Origin of the sequence: Psychrobacter sp. W2-37-MNA-CIBAN-0211, assembly GCF_040309405.1 — a bacterium.
GTDB lineage: Bacteria > Pseudomonadota > Gammaproteobacteria > Pseudomonadales > Moraxellaceae > Psychrobacter > Psychrobacter glaciei.
Genome location: NZ_JBEOOU010000003.1, coordinates 15,160 through 35,462, shown reverse-complemented (window position 1 = coordinate 35,462; position 20,303 = coordinate 15,160). Strand labels below are relative to the sequence as shown.

The 20,303-nt window shown below is 45.7% G+C and carries 13 protein-coding genes; 10 read left to right on the top strand and 3 right to left on the bottom strand.

Annotated features, from left to right (window positions below):
• Positions 1-45 precede the first annotated feature (45 nt).
• Together AAEY72_RS04740 and AAEY72_RS04735 are read right to left on the bottom strand one after the other, a co-directional pair.
• Entirely contained in the window at positions 46-1,047 is a 1,002-nt protein-coding gene (locus AAEY72_RS04740; protein WP_352309635.1) for a pirin family protein, read from the bottom strand.
• Positions 1,048-1,215: 168 nt separating this feature from the next.
• Complete coding sequence (locus AAEY72_RS04735) at positions 1,216-2,529, bottom strand: BaiN/RdsA family NAD(P)/FAD-dependent oxidoreductase (protein WP_352309634.1); 1,314 nt, start codon at positions 2,527-2,529, stop codon at positions 1,216-1,218.
• Between the two features lie 363 nt (positions 2,530-2,892).
• Between AAEY72_RS04735 and AAEY72_RS04730 the strand changes: the two genes are divergently transcribed.
• From AAEY72_RS04730 to pgsA, 9 genes are all read left to right on the top strand, one after another.
• Complete coding sequence (locus tag AAEY72_RS04730) at positions 2,893-3,771, top strand: branched-chain amino acid ABC transporter permease (protein WP_010196018.1); 879 nt, start codon at positions 2,893-2,895, stop codon at positions 3,769-3,771.
• 49 nt (positions 3,772-3,820) lie between these two features.
• The gene (locus AAEY72_RS04725) at positions 3,821-4,918 is read left to right on the top strand and encodes a branched-chain amino acid ABC transporter permease (RefSeq protein WP_352309633.1); all 1,098 of its coding nucleotides are present in this window, start codon (positions 3,821-3,823) and stop codon (positions 4,916-4,918) included.
• Entirely contained in the window at positions 4,915-5,682 is a 768-nt protein-coding gene (locus AAEY72_RS04720) for an ABC transporter ATP-binding protein (RefSeq protein ID WP_194363516.1), read from the top strand. Before AAEY72_RS04725 ends, AAEY72_RS04720 begins: the two co-directional genes overlap by 4 nt.
• Positions 5,682-6,524: an ABC transporter ATP-binding protein gene (locus tag AAEY72_RS04715; RefSeq protein ID WP_010196012.1), complete on the top strand. Its 843-nt coding sequence runs from the start codon at positions 5,682-5,684 to the stop codon at positions 6,522-6,524. Before AAEY72_RS04720 ends, AAEY72_RS04715 begins: the two co-directional genes overlap by 1 nt.
• A gap of 5 nt (positions 6,525-6,529) precedes the next feature.
• The gene (locus tag AAEY72_RS04710; protein WP_352309632.1) at positions 6,530-8,500 is read left to right on the top strand and encodes an AMP-dependent synthetase/ligase; all 1,971 of its coding nucleotides are present in this window, start codon (positions 6,530-6,532) and stop codon (positions 8,498-8,500) included.
• Between the two features lie 146 nt (positions 8,501-8,646).
• A complete protein-coding gene (locus AAEY72_RS04705; protein WP_189583181.1) occupies positions 8,647-9,876 on the top strand; it encodes an ABC transporter substrate-binding protein in 1,230 nt (409 codons plus the stop codon).
• 391 nt (positions 9,877-10,267) lie between these two features.
• Complete coding sequence (gene acs / locus AAEY72_RS04700; protein WP_352309631.1) at positions 10,268-12,238, top strand: acetate--CoA ligase; 1,971 nt, start codon at positions 10,268-10,270, stop codon at positions 12,236-12,238.
• 220 nt (positions 12,239-12,458) lie between these two features.
• The gene (locus tag AAEY72_RS04695; protein ID WP_352309630.1) at positions 12,459-13,613 is read left to right on the top strand and encodes an NAD(P)/FAD-dependent oxidoreductase; all 1,155 of its coding nucleotides are present in this window, start codon (positions 12,459-12,461) and stop codon (positions 13,611-13,613) included.
• A 743-nt stretch (positions 13,614-14,356) separates the two neighbouring features.
• The gene (pgsA, locus tag AAEY72_RS04690) at positions 14,357-15,037 is read left to right on the top strand and encodes a CDP-diacylglycerol--glycerol-3-phosphate 3-phosphatidyltransferase (RefSeq protein ID WP_189583172.1); all 681 of its coding nucleotides are present in this window, start codon (positions 14,357-14,359) and stop codon (positions 15,035-15,037) included.
• 129 nt (positions 15,038-15,166) lie between these two features.
• On the opposite strand, the gene AAEY72_RS04685 is transcribed toward pgsA, so the two are convergent.
• Complete coding sequence (locus tag AAEY72_RS04685; protein WP_189583168.1) at positions 15,167-15,661, bottom strand: pyridoxamine 5'-phosphate oxidase family protein; 495 nt, start codon at positions 15,659-15,661, stop codon at positions 15,167-15,169.
• 452 nt (positions 15,662-16,113) lie between these two features.
• On the opposite strand from AAEY72_RS04685, the gene purL reads away from it, so the two are divergent.
• Positions 16,114-20,112, top strand: a complete 3,999-nt coding sequence (gene purL / locus AAEY72_RS04680) for a phosphoribosylformylglycinamidine synthase (protein WP_352309628.1) — start codon at positions 16,114-16,116, stop codon at positions 20,110-20,112.
• Positions 20,113-20,303: the final 191 nt, after the last annotated feature.

Sequence of the window (20,303 nt, the reverse complement as noted above, 5' to 3'; positions counted from 1 at the left end):
ACTATGCTCATTTCTTATCGTTTTTATACTATTCAACAGACCCTACTACTTACCAAAATTACCTGTTTGATAATCGCGAAAAGTTTGTTTTAGTTCGGCCTGAGTATTCATGACAAACGGCCCATAACTGGCGATAGGTTCGCCAATGGGTTCGCCGCTTAATAGCAGTAATTTAACAGGTGCGACGGCTTTTTCAGTATCAGATGTTGCTGGATAAGTCAGCTGAATAGTGTCAGTGGCATCGGTAATAAATGAAGCAGACTGCTCCGTTTGTGAATCTATAGCTTGAGAGTTTATAGTACTTTTGATAGGTGCTACAAACTGAATCAGTTGACCCGCTGCGATAGGGGTGTCATTGACGAATAGCTCGCCTTCTTGTACCAATAATAAAACATTATGGCTGTTTGACACCTGTAGCGTCGTCGATCCTGCTGCATGCAGCTCGATATCCCATAAATTAATGGGTGTAAAGGTATCGGCTGCTCCAGTTATATCTTGCCACTCACCAGCGATGATAGCCACTTTACCAATGGTTGTTTGAGCAGCCTCACTATCATCTAGCAATTCAATAATCGGCATATCAGTCCGTCTAATGGACTGATATTTTGGCTCAGTCAGCTTGTGGGCGCTTGGTAGGTTTAACCACATTTGCACCATACTAAAGACGCCACCGCGCTGTCCAAAACTTTGTGAATGGAACTCTTCATGCAAGATACCGCGCCCTGCAGTCATCCATTGCACATCACCTTCGAAGATGATGCCGTTACCGCCAGTTGAGTCTCTGTGACTGATTTCACCAGAGTAAGCGATGGTCACGGTCTCGAAGCCTTTGTGTGGATGCTGTCCGACACCGTGAGGCTGCGCTTCATAATTGGGGTTTGGGGCAAAGGTCGTGGGCTTGCCATAGTCCAATAATAAAAATGGGTCAGTGTGGCTATAATTAAAATTGGGATCATCCTCAAGATGATTGACTAAGGTTTTCACATAAAAACCGTCACCGACCCAATGCGGTGCTTTGTCACCATGAATATGTTTAATTGCACGCATTGTTCACCTCGCAAGCCCGTGTTTATATTTACTATTATAATGATGGTCATCACAGTCAATCGTATATACAACGGATTGACACGTCCCCAGACGATAACTGTCTAGCTGGGGTCTATTTAGGGTTTATTTTTAAACTTATCAATAGACCCTATATAAAATCCACTGCTATTAAACCACTTCGCCGCAGACAAAGCCACTGGCCCACGCCCACTGGAAATTGTAGCCACCGAGCCAACCTGTGACATCCAATACTTCTCCGATAAAGTATAGGCCGTCCTGAAAGTTGCTTTGCATGGTTTTTGACGAGACTTCATTTGTTTTGACACCGCCGCGCGTCACTTCCGCGGTACGATATCCTTCGGTGCCAGACGGCTTAAGCTGCCAGCCATTGAGCATCGTACCAAGTTCAGTCAGACGCTCGTCCTTAATATTGGCCAGCTCTGTGTCTTTGATGTCATCCCACAAGTGCGTTTGCAGCGCTGCCAATAGCTTTTTAGGTAATGCGCTATCGGTATAATCAGCCAAAACGGTACGAATGAGCTGTCTGGGATGCGATTTTTTATGCGCCAAAAGTAGTATTGTCATATCGATATTTGGTAGTAAATTAATGCTGATGGTTTCGCCAATTTGCCAGTAGTTTGAAAGCTGTAGCATAGCAGGACCTGAGAGTCCGCGATGGGTAAACAACACAGGCAATTTAAAGGAGATGCGCTCATTACTGGCAATCACTGGCAGACTAATACCTGCCAAAGCACGGATAAGCTCGCCCGTTTTATCGGTGAAAGTAAAAGGCACGAGACTGGCATCGGTTGCGACAAGCGTATGCCCGAACTGCTGCGCCAATTCATAACCCAAGCCACTAGCGCCCATCGTTGGGATAGACAGCCCGCCAGTCGCCACCACTAAAGATTCACAGCGGTAGCCTGTTTGCGGCAGCTTGGTCTGGTTGCCTGATTCTTTTCTCTCTTGCTTTTCTTTTTTGCTGAGTTGTTTGGTTGTCAATAATTCAAATCGGGCATTTTTATCATTTTCGATGGCTTGAACGCTTTCAACCTGCGCATTCAGCTTTACTTGCACACCTACCGCGCTACATTCATCCAGCAGCATGGTCAAAATATCTTGTGCCGAGTCATCACAGAACAGCTGACCATGCTCACGTTCGTGGTAAGCAATTTTGTGCGCCTCCACCATACCAATAAATTCCCAACTCGGATAACGACTTAAGGCTGACTTACAGAAATGTTGATTGGCACCAATGAAGTGCTCAGGCTCTACAAAATAATTGGTAAAGTTACAGCGGCCACCACCCGACATGAGGATTTTTTTGCCAGCTTTATTGGCATGGTCTAATACCAGCACGCGGCGACCACGGCGACCCGCAGTGAGCGCACAGTATAACCCTGAAGCACCTGCACCGATGATGATGACATCGTATTGGCTGTTTGACTTAACGGGTGCGGCTTGGTTTTGCATTTGGCTCATGATAATGACCTATAGGGTAGGTTAAGATAATAGGTTTGAATAAACGATATAAAGTATCTCAATTATACCATGGCAATAATGGAAGTGTTTTTAGGTGAGTAATATAGATAGCTTTAGTCTGCTTGCTATAAATCATTGAATAACTTTACTTTTTCTATAGACAACAATTGATGATTGGTATAATGTAAAAATATGAACGTTATTCGCACCTATTGCTGCCACTTTTGTTGCCTATTAGAATTTTAGTCGTTTTTATTTGAAGGAAATAAATTTCTTCAAAAGTAGTTGAGTTAAAAAGCCAGCCGATTGAACGGCTTATTCAAACATTGTCACGGATGACAATGCTAAGACAAAAGGGACTTTATGGATATCCTACAACTGCTCATTAGCGGGATTGCTAATGGCTGTATATATGGGCTGTTAGCACTAGGTTTTGTGCTCATTTACAAAGCTTCTGAGGCAGTGAATTTTGCCCAAGGCGACATGCTTATGCTCGGTGCCTTTTTAGGCATATCTTTCATTAATGCCGATCAGGCAAACTTTCCCTTCTTATTAGGTATCACCTTTGCGGCTATTATCATGGGCGCATTCGGCTACTTACTCGATCGCTTTGTCCTACGCGGCATTTTTGGTCAGCCGCAATTTGCTATGGTCATCCTGACCATCTCGCTCGGATTCTTAATGCGTTTTGTCGCTGGAGTTATCTGGGGACATAGCCCAGTCTCACTACAGACACCATTCTCCGGCAAAATGTTGGCATTAGGCTCGCTGAGTATCGCCTATGTTGACATCATTATCATCATATCTACCATCGCATTAACCTCCATTTTATACTTCTTTTTTGCCCATACTAGACTCGGTATTGCGATGCAAGCCAGTAGTCAGAACCAAATGGCCGCCTATTATATGGGTATTCCCGTTAAGCGCGTCAATGGTATCGTTTGGGCGTTATCAGGGGTGGTTGCTGCGCTTGCTGGCATACTATTTGCCGCCAAAGGCGCGATCGAACCTTCTGTCGGCTTACTGTTCGGTATCAAGGCTTTTGCCGCTGCGGTCATCGGTGGATTAGGCTCATTGCCTGGCGCACTAGCAGGCGGGTTGTTGGTAGGGGTGATAGAGCCCTTTGCTGGTCGCTATCTACCGCTAGGCCTAAGTCAAATTGCGCCTTATGTGGTTATGTTGATCGTACTAATCGTACGTCCAGGCGGTATTTTTTCTCAAGTAAAACAGAAAAAAGTATAGAAGTTTTGAGTCAAGGATGACTAAAATATTTCAAGGATGAGTACTGCCCATGAAAGCCCAGTTTAAACACAGTTACGATCAAGATATTAATATCTTCGATGACAAACGCCAACTTATAAAATATGGTGTACTCCTCTTGCTGCTCCTGATGGCCCCTTGGCTACTGAGTAACTATTACATTAGTGAGCTTAGCGCCATATTGATATGGTCCATCTCTGGATTGGGTCTGATGCTCTTGACGGGGCACACCGGACAAGTCAGCTTAGGTCATGCCGCCTTTATGGCGATAGGCGCGTTTAGCCACATGGCACTGATGGCACGAGGGTGGAATTTTTTCCCTGCTTTGATTGCCTGCGCGTTCATTACTGGGGTCATCGGCGCGATCATTGCCAGACCGATCTTAAGAACCAGCGGTATCTATTTAGCCATCGCGACCTTGGCGCTTAGCATAATCGTCGAAGACATTGCTATCGTGGCTGAGCCTATTACGGGCGGTATCTCTGGTACCTTTGCCTCTCCTATTAATCTCTTTGGCTATACCATCGATCGCTACATCACGCCAAAGGCCTTTTATTACTTGTGCCTTGCGCTAGTAGTGCTGGTGACCTTAGGGTATATCAATTTGCTCAGAAGCGGCACAGGGCGCTCGTTCTTAGCCATCAGAGACAGTGAAGTCTCCGCCCGCGCGCTTGGCGTCAATGTACCGCAAGCCAAAACACTCGCTTTTAGCATATCTTGTGCGATTACCGCTGTTGGCGGCGCTATGTACGGGCATTTTGTGCAAGCGGTCAATTATGAGAGCTTCACCGTTATCATCTCCATCACCATACTATTGCAGATTGTCATCGGCGGTTTAGGCTCGATACATGGTGCGTTTTTTGGTGCTATTGTCGTGGTCTTATTGCCACAAGTGATAGCTATTTTAGGCGATGTCATCGGTCAAAGTACGGGCTCTAATATCACCAGTATTCCTGGTATTGATACGGCGCTATTTGCCTTAGTCATTGTCATCATGATCATCTATGAGCCACGCGGTATATACGGTATTTGGATAAAGATACGGACTTGGTTTCAGATGTTTCCGTTATATCGAAAAGGACTATTTCGTCGTTCCAAAACTTATCTTAAAACGGAGCGTATGCGATGAGCTTATTAAAAGTTGACTCCTTATCTATCGCGTTCGGTGGTGTCAAAGCCGTTGATAATATTAGCTTTGAGGTAAACGAGGGCGAGGTCTTCACGATCGTAGGGCCTAATGGCGCTGGTAAATCCACGATTTTTAACTTAATCAGTCGCTTGTACGAGCCGCTTAGTGGTCGTATTACCTTTGATGGTACTGATATTACCAAGCTACCTGCTCACGATATCGCCAAATTAGGCATTGCCCGTACGTTTCAAAACATCGAGCTGTTTGATCACTCAAGCGTGTTACAGAATCTGCTTATCGGTCGACATTCGCAGCGCAATACGTCGTGGATACAGGACGTATTATTTTTACCAAAGGTGCGCCGTAGTGAGCGAGAGCATCGTTTGCAAGTTGAGAAAATTATAGATTTTTTAGAGTTAGCCCCTTATCGAGATAAGCTGATCGCAGGTTTGCCTTATGGCATTAGAAAGGTGGTCGAGATTGCACGCGCACTAGCCGCTAATCCAAAGCTTATTTTGCTCGATGAGCCGGCATCAGGTCTCAGCGTAGAGGAGACGTCCGAGATGGCATGGTGGATCGAAGACATGCAAAAGGATCTTGGCCTGACTATTTTGATGGTAGAGCATGATATGAGTCTTGTGAATCGGGTGTCAGACCGAGTGTTGGCCGTCGCTGAAGGTAAGTTTTTGGCTCAGGGCACGGCAGCTGAGGTGCAAGCCAATCCACAGGTTATTGAAGCCTATCTTGGACAGGAGAGTGTGTAATGTCAGCTATTAAAAAATCACTATCCTCTGCCGCGCCGGCTACTGAGATGAATTTGGTCGACTCTGAAGTAAAAAACAACGTGCTTGAAGTGCGAAATCTAGAATCCGCTTATGGTCCAGTGATGGCATTGAGAGGCGTGAGTCTAGAGGTGCCCGAAGGTAAAGTGGTCACTATTTTGGGCGCTAATGGGGCGGGCAAGACGACGTTAATGAAGACCATCTCGGGTGTTATCAATCCTCGCAAGGGCGCAGTATGGTTCCACGGTGAGCGTATCGATGGCACTGAACCTGATCGCTTGGTCAAAAAAGGGCTGTCGCACGTACCTGAAGGGCGCGAGGTATTTCCCTTTTTGAATGTCGCCGAAAACTTGGCGATGGGCGCTTATACTCGGCGTGACAAGTCTGAGATACAGCGCGATGTCGAAATGATCTATGAGTATTTTCCCATCCTAAAAGATCGCCGTACACAAGCAGCGGGCACGATGTCCGGTGGTCAGCAGCAGATGTTAGCTATCGGTCGCGGGCTAATGTCACGACCCTCTCTCATGCTACTCGATGAGCCGTCTCTTGGACTGTCTCCCTTATTGGTACAGGAGATATTTGCGATTATTCGCCGGCTTAATAAAGAGCAGGGCGTTACGATTCTATTGGTTGAACAAAACGCCAGAGTTGCCTTAGCAGCAGCGGATTACGGTTATGTGTTAGAGACAGGGCGTATTGTCATGGCAGGCTCAGCGGACAAACTGATGCACTCTGATGATATTAAAGAGTTCTATTTGGGACAAACCAAAGACAACACTGCGGAAGCCACTCGTTGGAAACGCAAAAAGACTTGGCGATAATAATCATGACGACCTCTATTGATGTTCCTACTGAAAATAATACTTCACTTTCTCCTGCGGATGCGACGGTCACGAAGGTCACATCTGCCGTGTCAGTATCGTCTCACGACCACTCCAACGATAATGATTATGAAACTAATCGAAAGATACACAATGCGCCTTTCGATCATCCGCCCCAAATCCTAGAAGGGTGCGATACGCTGAGCAAACTCTGGCGACAGGTTTGCTTGAGCCGAGGCGATAGGATTGCTCATCGCGAAAAGAGCTTTGGTATTTGGCAGAGTTATAGTTGGCTTGACTATTATCATCATGGCTGTGATATCGGCATGGCTCTCATCGAGCTTGGCCTGAGCAAAGGCGATACCGTCTCTATCTTGAGCGAAGACAATAAAGAATGGCTCTATTGTGATATGGGTATCTGCGCCGTCGGTGGGATACCTAATGGTGTCTATACGACAGACAGTCCTGAGCAGCTTGCCTATATACTAAGTGATAGCCATTCTAAGTTTTTGATCGTAGAAAACGATGAGCAATTGCATAAGTTTTTAGAGATTCGAGAACAGACGCCTAACGTCAAAAAAGTTATCGTTTTTGAGCGTAAAGGTTTGCGTAGCCTAGATGATGATCAGGTTATGTTCTTAGATGATCTATATACGATCGGTCGGACTATTGAAAACGTAAGAGAGCGTTTTGGCGATTATATCGATCAAGGTACAGCGAACGATATACGCACCTTAATCTATACTTCTGGCACGACAGGCAATCCAAAAGGCGCGATTTTAACGCATGCCAATGTCCTCTTTGAGCTAAAAACAAGCATTGACATCCTCCCTATATTGCCTACTGATGAGCAGCTGTGTTTTCTGCCCTTATGCCATGTCCTTGAGCGGCTAACGTCAGTGGATCTACCTATTCATCGGGGCTGTATCGTCAACTTTGCTGAGAGCACAGAGACGGTATTTGAGAACATGAAAGAAGTATCGCCTGATACCTTTACCGCTGTGCCTAGACTATGGGAAAAAATGTACGCCTCCATCAGTAATATGCGTAGTGATGCTAGTGCGCTTAATGGCTGGGCATTTGATCAGGCCATAAAAGCAGGTCATGACCACGCTGATATCGTGATGGCAGGCAATACGCCCACGACAGGTCAACGACTGCGTTACGAGTTTTGGAACAAGCTGGTGCTACATAAAATTCGTGACCTGATAGGCATGAGTAATATTCGCCGTGCCACCACTGGGGCCGCGCCCATATCGCTAGATATTATCCGCTGGTTTCATGCGATAGGCGTGCCCATCTATGAGGGCTATGGCATGACTGAAAGTGCGGGCGTGATATCAGTCAATACACCTGAAGCACAGATGGCTGGTAGCGTAGGTAAGGCATTGCCCGATTCTGAAGTCCGTATCGCTGATAACGGGGAGATACTCGTAAAAGGCGCGAACGTGTTTGCAGGCTACTGGAACAAGCCCGAAAAAACCGCTGAAGACTTACGGGATGGTTGGCTACATACTGGTGATGTCGGCGAGATAAAAGAGGGCTATATATTCATTACTGGCCGTATCAAGGATATCATTATCACCGCAGGTGGCAAGAACGTCACACCCGCTGGGATTGAGAGCAAACTTAAATTTTCGCCTTATATCTCAGATGCCGTCATCATCGGCGATAGACGCAAGTATCTGACCTGCCTGATTATGATAGATCAGGAGAATGTCGAAAAGTTTGCGCAAGACAATCAAGTGATGTTCTCAGATTTTCGCTCACTGTGTCATGCGCCAGAGGTCATCGCCTTGATAGATGACGTTATACAATCTACCAACCAGACCTTAGCACAGGTGGAAACCATCAAGCACTTCAGGCTTATTGATGTGCTGCTCAGTCCTGAAGACGACGAATTAACCGCGACCATGAAATTAAAAAGAAGTTTGGTTGAGAAAAAGCATCATGCTCTTATCGACTCTATGTACTGATCTGGGGCTTGTCATTAATTAGCACCGTTCAGATTTTTTGACGTTATCTCAACCTTGAAAGTATCAATCTTAAAAGTATCAGCCTCAAAAGTATTAACCTTGAAAGCATCAAACTAACAGCGACTGGAGTCGCAAGGAGAAAGGCAATGAAATGGACATTCAAGACGACGCTACTGGCACTATCTGTCGGTACGATAGGTTTAGTAGGGTGTAGCAATTCAGAAACGCCCGCAGCAGCTGGTACAGATACTGAAACCGCTTCAACGAGTGATATGCCAGTGCAAGGTGTTACGGATACCGAGATTTTATTGGGCGGTGCGAATGATCTATCAGGTCCGTTCGCAGGATTCGGTAATCCTGCGGTAGCGGGTGCCAATATGTATTTCGATGAGGTAAATGCGGCAGGCGGCGTTAACGGTCGCATGATTCGTTACGTCGTTGAGGACCATTCTTATCAAGTACCAAAGGCGGTACAGGCTGCTAATAAGCTCGTTAGTCGCGATAAAGTATTTGGTATGCTGATGTCGCTTGGTACGCCGCATAACTTAGCGAGTTTCCCTATTATGGATCGCGCCAATGTCCCTAATATTATGCCGATCACTTTTGCAAAGCCAATGCAAGAAGAAGGGGCTTTCAATCGTCGTTATACGATGGGTAGTACGTATTACGACTCCATGAAAATGGGTATGGAATATTTGATTGCCGAAAATGATATTAAAAACTTATGCGTCATGTATATCCCCTCAGATTATGGTGAAGAGACCAATGAGGCGGCTAAGGATATCAGCGATAACAATCCTAATGTCACGTTAGTTCAGGCCAGCTCACATCGTCCTGATGAAACAGACTTTGCTGGTGCAATTGCTAAATTAAAAGAAGCCAATTGCGAGTTAATCGGCCTATCTCTTACGATACGCGGCGCTATTACTGCGGTAGGGACAGCGAACGCTATGGGCTGGACTGACGTGAAATTCATCGCTCCTGCAACGGGTTTCCATCCCGCAGTTGCCGAGGCACCAGGTGGCGCTAGTGAAGGTCTATATGCGGTTTCTTACTATAACGATTTGGCTTTGAGAGCGAATGAGCCTGAGACCAAAGCCTTTATTGAAAAGTATAAAAAAGTCACAGGAGAAGATGTATCAGCAGGTGCTATCCTTGGCTATACTTCAGCAAGAATCACGGTTGAAGGACTTAAAGCTGCTGGCAAAGATTTGAATGCCGATACTTTTAATACTGGTATGGAAACCGTTAGTTTTGTAGATGGCATCACAGGATCTACTATTGCGATTACTCCTGAAAGCCATGTTGCCTTTAACGATGTTTACTTATCACAAGTACAAAGCGGCGCATGGAAAACCGTTAAACAGCTCAAATAAGTAAATCCGATACGTTTAGGGAAATTTTGATAGCAACAAGCCATACATAAGTATGGCTTGTATCGTTTATAAACGTTGTGTTTTATATTTTAACTGTTTTATAAGTTTAAAATCCGTACTTAATACAAAATAAGCGATGAGCTACCGATAATAAAAATTAACTAGGATGACAAATTAGTCTCTTTATAAAGACTAGACTATCTGTGCCTAAGTATACAGATGTACAGCGAAATTGTTATGATTGACTGTTGATGCCTTGCAACCGTTGCGCTTATTTGTCAAACTATCATTAAGTGTCACACATTATGGAAGATGACTCTTATTGCCCGTATAGATGGTCGTTATAGACGATTATTTATATAGGTCATAATAATTAAAAAGGATGAACACTATGACCCAGAAATCATTTCCTATCGCCGCCGAGTTCATGGCTGCTGCCAATACCACGCCTGAGCAGTACCTCAAAGACTACGAACACTCTATCGAATCAACTGAGACAAGTGATGCTTTTTGGGCAAAGCGTGCTGAGCTAATCGATTGGATCAAAAAACCCACCAAAATCAGCAACGTTAATTATGATCTAGATGATTTCCGTATTAAGTGGTTTGAAGATGGTGAACTGAATATCTCCGTCAATTGCCTTGATCGACATATGAAAAAAAGCCCTTACAAGCCCGCCATCATATGGGAGGGCGATCATCCTTCATTGCATAAAATCATCTCTTTTAAAGAGCTATATGAATCAGTCTGCCGTCTAGGCAATGCACTGCGTAAGCTTGGGGTCGAAAAAGGCGATCGCGTCACGCTATATATGCCGATGATACCAGAAGCCATGATAGCGATGCTGGCATGTGCGCGTATTGGCGCGGTGCATTCAGTGGTCTTTGGTGGGTTCTCTGCGGAGAGCTTGGGCAATCGCTTAATCGATAGCCGCTCAAAAGTCGTCATTACTGCTGATGAAGGCCTACGTGGTGGCAAGCATACGCCGCTCAAAGCCAATGTCGATCACGCGTTAGATATAGATGGCACGGACAGTGTAGAAAAAGTCATCGTCGTCCATCGCACGGGTAGTGCCATACCGATGAGCGGTCACCGTGATGTCTGGTATCACAATCTGATAGACGGTGAATCAGAGCACTGTGAGCCTGAAGTCATGAATGCCGAAGATCCGCTGTTTTTATTATATACCTCTGGTTCAACGGGTAAGCCCAAAGGCGTACTGCATACCACCGGCGGCTATATCACCTATGCACTCTCTACCTTTCGTGATGTTTTTGATATTAAAGAAGACGATGTCTATTGGTGTACGGCAGATGTGGGCTGGATTACTGGTCACACATACTCAACTTATGCACCGCTTGCCAATGGCACAACGACAGTCATGTTCGAGGGTGTGCCAGAATATCCAACGTGGGCGCGCATCGGTCATATCGTCGACAAGCACGACATTACGATTTTATACACCGCACCGACAGCGATTCGCGCGATGATGAAAGAGGGGGATGCTTTTGTACGAGAATCAGATCGTTCGAGCCTACGCTTACTTGGTTCGGTTGGAGAGCCTATCAATCCAGAAGCATGGGACTGGTACTATAATGTCGTTGGTGATGGCAAATGTCCCATCGTCGATACGTGGTGGCAGACCGAGACTGGCGGTATTTTGATGGCACCTATTCCAGGCACCGTTGATCTCAAGCCAGGTGCAGCGATGACGCCACTATACGGTATCAAACCAGAGATTATCGATGGTGATGGTGCGGTACTAGAAGGCGCTGCAGAAGGAAATTTGGCGATTAATAGTAGCTGGCCGGGGCAAATGCGTACCATTTATAATGACCACGCACGCTTTTTGAAGACCTACTTTAGTGATTACCCAGGTTTTTACTTCACCGGTGATGGTGCCCAGCGTGATGAAGATGGCCATTATTGGATCACAGGCCGCGTCGATGATGTACTCAACGTTGCCGGACATCGTTTGGGCACTGCGGAGATTGAGAGCGCGGTGGTCGCTCATCCTGCTACTGCTGAGGCCGCTATCGTCGGTATGCCGCATGAGATTCGCGGTACAGGTATCTGCGCTTTTATCATCCTGAAATCTGGTGAAGAAAAAACAGACGCACTCAAAGCTGAGCTAAAACGTCATGTGCGCACTGAAATTGGCCCAATTGCCACTTTAGATGCCATCTATATGGTTGATGCGCTACCAAAGACGCGCTCAGGGAAAATTATGCGCCGTATTTTGCGTAACCTTGCGGCGGGACAGTATGTTGGATTGGGTGATTTGTCTACGCTTGCAGACAGCTCTGTGATCAATCAGCTGGTCGATGTGGTCAAAGCTGGTCGCGCAGAGAAGGCTGGTTAAGAGCGTTAACAATGGTGGTTTAACACTAGCTATTTTTGTTTGTCTATCACCGCTAAATAAAAGCCATGTTATCGAGAATAGCATGGCTTTTTTACGGAGATAATATTGATATTGAAGCCTTTCGAAGGTTAAATATGATTGATAGACATATTATTCAAAATATCCCTGCCATTGTCATAAACCCTTTTTTATCAAATAATTTATAAGGTCTACTGTCATTATGACTGATCACACTTTACTCTCAACTGATGAATCTTCACCAAAAATAGCGATCATCGGCGGTGGTCTAACAGGATTGCTGACTGCGACATTGTTAGAATGCGCCTCAAACCAGAACCATGCGCAATCAAATAATCCGCAAATAACCATTTTTGAAAAGTCACGCAGTGTAGGGCGCTTAGCCACCCGTTATCGTACCGATAGTCAAACTGGTAAAAATTGGCAATGGGCATTTGGGGCGCAGTTTTTTACCGCAAAAACGCCTAGCTTTCAGCAGTTTATTGCACCTTGGCTTGAGACTGATTTGTTACAACCGTGGTGTGCCGAAGTGGTTGCGTTAACGCCCGCCAATGGCAATACTGAGTCATCTGATATACAGCACAAAGATAAATGGGGTACTGCCCAAGCTCGCTACATCAGTACGCCAAAAATGACCAGTTGGGGGCGCGCATTAGCCGATGATTTGCAACATACCAATATAAAATTCAAAACTCGCGTCGCACCCTTTGCGCAATATCCCCAAAACCAAACCGATGACAAGACCGAGCTTTTCGATGAGTCTGGCAACAGTCTCGGCTGCTTTGATTGGGTAATTTGTACCGCGCCAAATGGTCAAGCACTAGAGCTGATGGCAGAGAGCGGCTTTACGGAATCAGCCAACATCGCCAAGCCCAAGATGCAGGCATGTTATACCTTAATGTTAGGCTGGGATGAGGTGCAATCGTTGCCTGCAACATTGACCAGTCAAACACCATCAAGGTGGGACGTGGCTTACGTAAACAATTCACCATTAGACAGAATATTCATCGAGCATCAAAAGCCTGCTCATAATGATTTGCTGCCCAGTGTTACCATTCATGCGCGTAACGACTGGTCAGAGACACATGTTGATGACGACATCGACACAATAACAGAGCAGTTATTGCAAGCCGCGCAGCACGCATTACATTGGGATGATGACACAGCGCCCAGTCAAGTAGACTGCCATCGCTGGCGTTATGCAGCAACGACTGTCGATAATAACGAAGCACTGGGTATCTTGGTCGATCCACAACATCAATGGATTGTCAGCGGTGACTGGTGCGGACACGGCAATATAGAAAGTTGCTATCAAATGGCAGTAGAGACGGTTCAGGCAATCAAGAAATTAACATAATGATGAGCAAGATATCGTGACATCGTCAATTCTATATCAATTAAATACGGTGTCAGGCTCATTTAGCCTACTATTTGTCGTGCTTTCAATCGTCTTGCTTGCTTCTTCATTTTACAATTCTCAGCACCTTTTGAAGTTAAAAAGTAAAAGTTGAAAAGCCAACGTAACGACGTTATTCATAGCCTTTTTGGCTACACCAAGGATTTACAGGTAAAAAAGAGCCACAGAGGAGGTGCTGTGGGCTGAGGAAAACTGATCGTGTAGATTGACTACAGGGCAGTAATGATAACTTATTATTATTGGTTTTCTTTGCTATTGTTTAACTAAGATTAGGGTAATAATGGAGAATTCAATGGGTGCATATATTTGCTTACAACTTTAAGTGTACAACTGTTTTATTACCTTCGCTATCATAGCGCAAATAATTCTCATTTGGTTATTTTAGTTACATGACATTACGTTTCTCGGTATCATCATCCCTTGCTATGCGTTGAGCAATTATTGCTGAACGAGGGATTTGGTTTATCAAATTGCAGGTGTTTACGACGTGTGAGTGTGTTATAAAATAGACAGCGCTATCACTATTTCAGCAGTGGATAGTCAAGATTGATGTATTGAGATAAAAGTAATGGCTGTCTTTAAGTACGAGCAGTAAAACAATACATCAAGAGATGGCATGACGACGTGCTGGAAAAATGCTAAGCTATCCGCCATTATTATGTCTCTATTAAACTGGGTTTGCCATGACTGAGAATACGCAAGTGCATACGCAGGAGCCGTCAAGTACGCAAAATACCAAAAGTATTTTTAACTTGCCCAATAACCTTACTATCGCGCGTATCCTAATGATTCCGCTGTTTGTGGCGATTGCATATTGGCCACCAGCCATGGGTATCGGGATGCCAGCTATTTCAGATAATGTGATTGCCCGAGTTGGCATGAGTGAATTCAGCGACAGCTTATTGCGGCACTTGTTACTGACGGGTGTGTTTATCATCGCGGCGATTACCGACTGGTTGGATGGCTACTTTGCGCGGAAGCTCAATGTTATGTCGGCGTTTGGGCGTTTTTTAGATCCCGTTGCGGACAAGCTCATGGTCGCCGCTGCGTTGATTATATTGGTTCAGTGGCATCCCAACATCATTATGGCGATAGCAGCGATTGTGATTATCTCGCGTGAAATCGCGGTATCAGCGCTGCGTGAGTGGATGGCGGAATTGGGTAAAAGTACCAGTGTCGCCGTGTCCTATGTCGGCAAGCTAAAAACGACCTTTCAGATGGTAGCTATCACGGTGTTACTGCTCAACTGGGAATCGCTCGAAATGATTGGCTATGTATTGATGGTCGCTGCTGTGATACTGACGTTGTGGTCTATGATGATTTATTTAAAAGCCGCTTGGCCATACCTAAAGCAAAGCGGTTAAACCTAAAGCAAAGCGGTTAAGTTCATAACCTTAGTATCAAAAACATAAATGTTAGACAACAAAAAACGCCAGTCGCATTAGCCACTGGCGTTTTTATGTTTTGCTATTTATCTTTTAGATAACTATTTCTTATAGCGTCACTGAGTTGTTCTCACCCAAGTTAGTCGCTTTCTTACCATCCATTACGGCGGCGGTGGTCATTTTAAACATATTGACCACTGAGCTGCCACTCAACCAGTATTCCGCACCATGTGGTACGACTTTGATTAGCTGGACGTTTGGATCTTCTTTACCTTGCTCGTAGAACGCATTATAAATTGGCGACCATAGCTCATCGAGCTTCTCTTGGTCTTCTACCAACTCTGCTTTACCATTGATTGAGACATAGTCTTTTGCATCTTGGCTGACATAGGCCAAGTTCACTTGTGGGTCTTTTTGAATGTCGCTGACGGTTTCAGTGCTCTTGTCACCGATGAACCAAATCTCTTTTGCACCGATGCTCGTCTCACTGGTAGTCATTGGGCAGGCATGTAAATGGCCTTCGTGAGTGCGAGTCGTCATCATGGCAAATTTCACTTCTTTTACCAAAGCTTGTACTTTATCGATATGGTCTTGTCTACTCATAGTTGATTTCCTTTTCTTTATAGTGATTAAATAATAATAGTGATTAAACAATTGGTTGTTTATATATTAGTAATTTTTATTCTGGCTAGATGCTTTCGACATGGTGAAAACAATCATTGTCCTAACAACTGGAACTAGAATACCGAGTTGTACCCATACATTTATATAGGCGACCAGTAATGCGATGTGAGTGTTTGTAAGGAGTATGAGGGTTAGGTAAAAATTGTGACGCTGTGTATTTTTGCTGTCTGATTATCCAGTACAAAGTTAAAAGAATAGCGATTAGGCCTTAGCGTAAGCCCGCTATTCTGCAAATATCTGATAGCAACAGAGCGCAACTTATCGGCAATTTATCTTGGTTTAGACCTGCTTATTACAGGGCTTCTTGTTATAATACGCAGACCATTTACTTAGCATGGCAGAGATGCCTTGATCTTACGGATTATGCCTTTATGATGACCATCGCCGGACAACCGTTTCTTACCGATTTTCAGACGCAGCAACTCATCAGTCAGTTTCAGCAAAAAACCGAGCTCAATGTCAGTCAAATAAGTACCCAGCAAGTGTATGTGCTATCACGCAAGCTCGAAGGTGATGAACATAAAAAGGCGTTAGACCTACTCGCTGTTGACAGTGCGACAGTGCTTGCCGACCCACAAGCTAATCAGATACAAGTCATTGTTGGTCCACGTTTTGGCACGATTTCGCCATGGGCAAGTAAAGCGACTGATATTTTTAATAACTGTGAAATCGAGCTTAATCGTGTTGAACGCGTCGTTGTTTATACCTTAACAATTGATGGTGACGCAGGCGAAAAACTACCAGTAGACGCTGAGCAATTATTGTTTGACCGTATGACGCAGAGCCTGGTTTATGATTTGAATGATTTGAACAAATTGTTTGATGATGAGCAGCCAGCATCATTGAATCATATTGATGTCATTGGACAAGGTCAGTCAGCATTAGAGTCTGCCAATACCCAGTTTGGTTTTGCATTATCTAGTGAAGACATTGATTATTTAATGAATGCTTATGTCAATGAGCTAAAGCGTAATCCAACTGACGTTGAGCTGATGATGTTTGCACAGGCAAACTCAGAGCATTGCCGTCATAAGATTTTTAACGCTGAGTGGACAGTTGATGGTGCAGTACAGCCAAAGTCACTGTTCCAAATGATTAAAAATACCTACCAGTCTAATCCACAAGGTATCTTGTCGGCCTATAAAGACAACGCTGCTGTGATGGCAGGGTCTGACGGTATGCGTTTTTACCCAATTCCGACTGACGCGATGGATGCAAGCTCTGCCCATCCTTATGACTTCCATCAAGAAGCAATCGACATTCTGATGAAAGTCGAAACCCATAACCATCCAACGGCTATCGCCCCGTATGCGGGTGCTGCAACAGGTGCGGGTGGTGAGATTCGCGATGAAGGCGCAACAGGTCGTGGTGGTAAGCCAAAAGCAGGTTTGACAGGCTTCCACGTATCACATTTGCATATTCCAGAGCTCGCTGAAAAATGGGAGCAGTCAGGTCAGTTGAGTACTCAGGCTTATGGCACGCCAGATCGTATGGCAACCAGCCTTGAGATTATGACTGAAGCACCACTCGGTTCAGCCAACTTCTCAAACGAGTTTGGTCGTCCTAACCTATGCGGTTATTTCCGTAGTTTTCAGCTTGATACCTCAGCGGCAAAAGACGGCAGCGAGATGCGTGGCTATCACAAGCCGATCATGCTGGCAGGTGGTTACGGCAATATCAAACGCAACCTCATTGAAAAAAACGCCATTCAACAAGGTGATTTATTGATCGTCCTTGGTGGCCCTGCCATGCAGATTGGTCTGGGCGGTGGTGCAGCATCTTCAGTTGATAGTGGTTCACTCGATGAAGGCTTAGACTTTGCCTCAGTTCAGCGTGACAATGCGGAGATGGAGCGTCGTTGCCAAGAAGTGATGGATCGCTGCTGGGCACTAGCCGGTAATGATGTCGATGCGAGCAATAATGGTAAAGACGGTAACCCTATCGTGTCATTGCATGATGTGGGCGCGGGCGGTATCTCTAATGCAATGCCAGAGTTGGTCAATGACCACGAGATGGGCGCGGTACTAAACCTGCGTAAAATTCCGTCGTTAGAAGCTGGCATGTCGCCAATGGCCATCTGGTCAAACGAAGCGCAAGAGCGTTATGTCCTCGCGATTCGACCAGAAAGCGAAGCCCAATTCGATGCCATCTGCGCGCGTGAGCGTTGCCCGTATGCCATCTTAGGATCAGCCACCGATGTGCGTCAGCTAGTCGTTGATGATACATTGCTTGCTGAGCAGCCAGTTGATATGCCGATGCAAGTATTGCTCGGTGGCACGCCAAAGATGAAGCGTAGCTTTAAGCGTCAAGAGAGCACGTTGCCAGCACTAGAGCTTGGCGATGTTAATTTAGCTGAATCTATTACTGATGTATTGCGTCACCCAACGGTCGCTAGCAAGTCATTCTTGATCAGCATTGGTGACCGCTCTATCACGGGCATGGTCGTGCGCGATCAGTATGTGGGTCGCTATCAAGTGCCCGTATCGGATTGTGCTGTGACAGCGTCAGGCTTGATTGCGCTAGATGGTCAGGTGATGAGCGGTGAAGCGATGAGTATCGGTGAGCGTACACCAGTTGCCTTAATCAGTCCGCAAGCGTCAGCACGCCTTGCAATTGGCGAAGCGATTACCAACATCGCTGGTGCACGTATTGCTCAGTTGTCTGATATCACGATGTCAGCGAACTGGATGGCAGCTTGCGGTGATGACGCGGAAGACGCAGCATTATTTGACGCTGTATATACCGTCGGCGAAGAGCTATGCCCAGCACTGGGTATCGCTATCCCAGTTGGTAAAGACTCGCTATCGATGCGTGCCAACTGGACTGACAGCAGTGAAGCAGGTGAGACGGATAAATCAGTCGTATCACCAATGAGCCTCGTGATTACTGCATTTGCTCCTGTGGTTGATGTCGCAAAAACGCTAACCCCTGAGTTAATCAATGGTGATAGCGCGTTCTACCGTATTGACTTGTCTAAAGGCAAGCTACGTCTAGGCGGTTCAATCCTTGCGCAAACGCTGAGCCAATTGGGTAACGATTGCCCAGATTTGGCACAGCCAAGCGACTTGGTCGACTTCTTTAACTTTGTCCAAGCGGGCAATGCTCAAGGCGTCATCAGCGCCTATCACGATATCGGTGATGGTGGTTTACTTGCAACTATCGCTGAGATGCAGTTCACCAGCCGTCAAGGTATCAAGCTGTCATTGACGGACGATAACTTACTCGGTCAGCTGTTCAGTGAAGAGTTGGGTGCGGTCATCCAAGTATTACCAGAAAACGTCGCGGCTCTCATGCAATTGGCAGAAGAGTTTAACGTTGTTGATATGCTGAGCCTCGTTGGTCAAAGCTCGGAAGAAGACAGCTTACTTATCCAAACGCCAACGCTCATGGGTGATGACACTCTTAGCTTTAGCCGTACTGAATTGCAGCAAGCGTGGACTCAGGTCAGCTATCAAATCGCGCGTCGCCGTGATAACCCAGCGTGCGTACAGCAAGAGTATGACTTAATCGCTGATGCGAGCCATCAAGGCCTCATCGCTGCGCCGAACTTTGATTTGAATCAAAAAGTTGAAGAGCCATATCTAAATAGCCGTGAGAATAAACCACGAGTCGCAATCTTGCGCGAGCAAGGCGTCAACGGTCAGACAGAAATGGCAGCAGGCTTTACCCAAGCCGGCTTTGAAGCGGTCGATGTACACATGAGCGATCTACTGAATGGTCGTATCAATCTACGTGACTTCGATGGTTTAGTCGCTTGTGGTGGCTTTAGTTATGGTGATGTACTGGGCGCAGGCTCTGGTTGGGCAAACTCTATCTTGTTCCATGACGAGCTACGCATGCAGTTTGTCCGCTTCTTTGCTCGTCCTGAGACCTTCTCACTAGGTGTCTGTAACGGTTGTCAGATGATGGCTCAGTTAAAAGATTTAATCCCAGGCGCTGAAAACTTCCCACGCTTCATCGCTAACGAGTCAGCTCGTTTTGAAGCGCGTACGGTCAATGTAAAAATCGAGCGTACCAAGTCTATCCTGTTCAAAGGCATGCAAGACAGCATCTTGCCAATCGCTGTGGCGCATGGTGAAGGCTATGCTACGCTAGACAACAACGAAATCGACGGTATGGCTAAACACGGTCAGCTTGCGATGCGTTATGTCGATAGCCAAGGTCATCCAACTGAGACGTATCCGCTCAATCCAAACGGTTCGGTCGGCGGTGTCACGGGTCTGTGTAGCACTGATGGTCGTGTGACGATTATGATGCCACATCCTGAGCGTAACCTAAAAGCCTATAACCACAGCTGGAAACCAGAAGAGTGGGACGAGGACGGCGCGTGGATGCGTATGTTCCGTAACGCTCGTGCTTGGTTGCGCTAGTCGCAAACCTAGATGCTTGATTAGCTTCGTTAAACTTGCTGAGCCTACGACATGTAGTGCTTGTGCATGTTTTCCTCGCTACTCAAACCTCTAGCAATTGCTTATAGTTTTAGGTAGCTGTTTTTAAAATAAAAAGGTGGGCTTAGGCTCACCTTTTTTGCGTTTGGAGTTTGAGTATTTAAATGTTTAAA

Bases quoted from the DNA above. Each gene is read 5' to 3' on its own strand.
- AAEY72_RS04685 (WP_189583168.1), bottom strand. From the start codon at position 15,661: ATGAGTAGACAAGACCATATCGATAAAGTACAAGCTTTGGTAAAAGAA.
- purL (WP_352309628.1), top strand. From the start codon at position 16,114: ATGATGACCATCGCCGGACAACCGTTTCTTACCGATTTTCAGACGCAG.
- acs (WP_352309631.1), top strand. From the start codon at position 10,268: ATGACCCAGAAATCATTTCCTATCGCCGCCGAGTTCATGGCTGCTGCC.
- AAEY72_RS04695 (WP_352309630.1), top strand. From the start codon at position 12,459: ATGACTGATCACACTTTACTCTCAACTGATGAATCTTCACCAAAAATA.
- AAEY72_RS04740 (WP_352309635.1), bottom strand. From the start codon at position 1,047: ATGCGTGCAATTAAACATATTCATGGTGACAAAGCACCGCATTGGGTC.
- AAEY72_RS04715 (WP_010196012.1), top strand. From the start codon at position 5,682: ATGTCAGCTATTAAAAAATCACTATCCTCTGCCGCGCCGGCTACTGAG.
- AAEY72_RS04710 (WP_352309632.1), top strand. From the start codon at position 6,530: ATGACGACCTCTATTGATGTTCCTACTGAAAATAATACTTCACTTTCT.
- AAEY72_RS04720 (WP_194363516.1), top strand. From the start codon at position 4,915: ATGAGCTTATTAAAAGTTGACTCCTTATCTATCGCGTTCGGTGGTGTC.
- AAEY72_RS04705 (WP_189583181.1), top strand. From the start codon at position 8,647: ATGAAATGGACATTCAAGACGACGCTACTGGCACTATCTGTCGGTACG.
- pgsA (WP_189583172.1), top strand. From the start codon at position 14,357: ATGACTGAGAATACGCAAGTGCATACGCAGGAGCCGTCAAGTACGCAA.
- AAEY72_RS04735 (WP_352309634.1), bottom strand. From the start codon at position 2,529: ATGAGCCAAATGCAAAACCAAGCCGCACCCGTTAAGTCAAACAGCCAA.
- AAEY72_RS04725 (WP_352309633.1), top strand. From the start codon at position 3,821: ATGAAAGCCCAGTTTAAACACAGTTACGATCAAGATATTAATATCTTC.
- AAEY72_RS04730 (WP_010196018.1), top strand. From the start codon at position 2,893: ATGGATATCCTACAACTGCTCATTAGCGGGATTGCTAATGGCTGTATA.